The sequence below is a fragment of the Neorhizobium huautlense genome (assembly GCF_002968575.1).
Lineage (GTDB): Bacteria > Pseudomonadota > Alphaproteobacteria > Rhizobiales > Rhizobiaceae > Neorhizobium > Neorhizobium huautlense.
Window position 1 is genome coordinate 1 of record NZ_PVBM01000072.1, and the last position, 2,635, is coordinate 2,635.

Consider the following 2,635-nt stretch of genomic DNA (forward strand, 5'->3'; position numbering starts at 1 on the left):
GGCGAGCCAAGCATCGCAGACTGCCGCTATTATCGACGGGGTGGTGCATTATGTAACCATCATTGACCCGCGCCACGGCCTTGCGGGTCAGCGTCTTGAGCTGGTGTCAGTCCAGTCCGGACGCGGGGCGGCATTTGTTGTTGTGCGATTACCTGACGGACGCCACCGTTCCATTCGCCGGTCGGTCACCGACCTTGTAACCGCTTCGCCTGAAGCGCGGAGCGAGCTGAAGTCGGCGCCTCGCATCAGCGTTCGAACCCTGCTCACATTGATGCGCCATTTAGACAGCATGGTTACCTCCCGTTCCAAGGAGGTGATTCGCGATGACCGTGCAATCGAATCCGTACCGGTATCGTGTAGCGTCTCAGTCCCTCGTAAAGCTTCTGACCCCCAATACGACACTCCCGCGTCCGTGGCCCGATCTGCCGCCAGAGACGCAGAAACAAATCGTTCAAAAGTTTGCACCCCTGTTGATGCGGATGCGGTCGATCCGCGCGCCGGCAAAGGTGGATCGACATGCTGAGAGCGACGAATAGCCCGGACGAGCGTATCACTGCCGAGCATCGCGGCAAGCTCGCCTACATTTATGTCCGCCAGTCTTCTGTAAATCAGGTGCGGCATCATCAGGAAAGCACGCAGCTTCAGTATCGTCTCGTCGATCGTGCCGTCGGCCTTGGCTGGCCACATGAACGCGTGCACGTCATCGATGACGATCTGGGCAAATCCGGTTCGGGCAGCGTTGAGCGAGAGGGCTTCAAGAAGTTGATCGCGGAGATCGGGCTGGGCAATGCTGGGCTTGTCATCAGCCTCGACGCCTCCCGGCTCGCCCGCAACAATCGTGATTGGCATCAACTCCTTGATCTGTGCGCATTGTTCGGCGTTATTATCGCCGACGGCGAACGGCTCTACGACCCTTGCGCTTACCACGACCGCCTGTTGCTCGGCCTATCTGGCATCATGAGCGAAGCGGAGTTGCACCAGATCAGGCAGCGCCTTCATAAGGGTGAGCGCCAGAAAGCGGCACGCGGCGAATTGCGGCTTTGCCTTCCTGCTGGATTGGCTCATGACCGCTCGGGCCAGATCACTCTCAATCCCGACGAGGAAGTGCAGGCAAGGCTCGACCTCGTCTTCAGCAAGTTCCGCGAATTAGGAAGCGCGCGGGCTGTGATGCGCTATCTGCGAAAGGAGAATTTGCCGCTACCAATACGCCCGCTGCGTGGTCCGGCGCCGCACGAAGTCGTGTGGCAAGAGGCCACCAACCCACGCGTGCTCAGCATTCTCCATAATCCCGGCTATGCTGGAGCCTATGTCTATGGTCGGCGGCGGCAAACTGGCGGGCGCATTCGTCAGGACGTGTATCGGCCGCGGACGGCCAAGGTGCCCATCGAAGACTGGGAGGTCTGTTTGCAAGCGGCCCATCCTGGTTACATCGGCTGGGAGGAGTTCATGGACAACCAACGGCGACTGGAGAACAACATCAACCGCTACGAAGCCGGCCATACGGGAGCGCCACGCAAGGGCGCCGCACTGCTGCAGGGCATCGCTGTTTGCGGGCGGTGCGGTCGGCGGATGAGTTTGCGCTATAGCGGCCCTGCAGCGAACTATCCCGTCTACACATGCCGTGCCGATCGCGGTCACGACGGAGGGCCGTTATGTCAGGAGGTACGCGCTCTGCCCGTCGACGCACGCATCGAAGGCATTCTACTCGAGGCTCTGGCCCCGGACAGGATCGCTATTGCCATCGCCGCACTGGGTCAGATCGAAGAGGAAGCACGCCAGCTTGAGCGTCAATGGGCATTGCGGCGTGAACGGGCGCGCTACGAGGCAGAAAGAGCCCGACGCCAATACGACGCAGTCGAACCCGAGAACCGCCTGGTGGCCCGGTCGCTGGAGCGAGCATGGGAAGAGAAGCTGCGTACAGCCGAGGCCATCGAGCAGGACTATGAACGGTGGCGCTCCGACGAGCCCCTCGTCCTGAGCGAGGCAGATCGCGACGGGTTACTGGCGCTCGGGGAGAACCTGCCTGGCATCTGGCATGCCCCATCGACCACGGCGGCCGAGCGAAAGAGCATCCTGCGCCTCATCATCTGCGAGGTCGTTCTCGACCAGAAACGGCTGCAAGGACAGGTCTGGATCAAGATCCTGTGGCAAACGGGAGCGACAAGCGAGCACTCTGTCCAAAGGCGCATTCATACCTATGGCGACTATATCGATGTCGACAAATTACGAGCGCGCGTGGCGGAGCTGAACGCTGCTGGCAAAATGGATAAGGAAATCGCCTCATCGCTAAACTCGGAAGGCTTTCTTGCGGCACGGAATTGCGCCTTCAAGGGTGAGAATGTCTGGCTCTTGCGCAGGCGTTGGGGCATTCCAACCGTCAAAATCAACGGCACGAGCTCCAATCCCGTCAGGTGGCCGGACGGAACCTATTCCGTTCAAGGGGCCGCCGCGGCCTTGGGCATCACACCACAGGTCATCTTCGATTATCTCGCCCGCGGATGGCTCAAGGGACACCAACTCGCCAAGGGCCAGCCATGGCAGATCGAATTGACGCAGGACCAGATCGGCATCCTGCGCGCTCGCGCTCAACGCAATAGACGATCGAGGAAACAGGCATCATGAAATCATTGGTGAT

At 60.3% G+C, this 2,635-nt stretch carries 2 protein-coding genes; both read left to right on the plus strand.

The genetic code is table 11. The features are described from left to right. A partial coding sequence (locus C5L12_RS28300) for a DUF5372 family protein (RefSeq protein ID WP_157949146.1) occupies positions 1–523 on the plus strand: 523 nt, incomplete at its 5' end. Next, positions 517–2,622, plus strand: a complete 2,106-nt coding sequence (locus tag C5L12_RS27515; protein ID WP_105375149.1) for a recombinase family protein — start codon at positions 517–519, stop codon at positions 2,620–2,622. The genes C5L12_RS28300 and C5L12_RS27515, both read left to right, overlap by 7 nt. The last annotated feature ends 13 nt before the right edge of the window (positions 2,623–2,635 follow it).

Bases quoted from the DNA above. Each gene is read 5' to 3' on its own strand.
- C5L12_RS27515 (WP_105375149.1), top strand. From the start codon at position 517: ATGCTGAGAGCGACGAATAGCCCGGACGAGCGTATCACTGCCGAGCAT.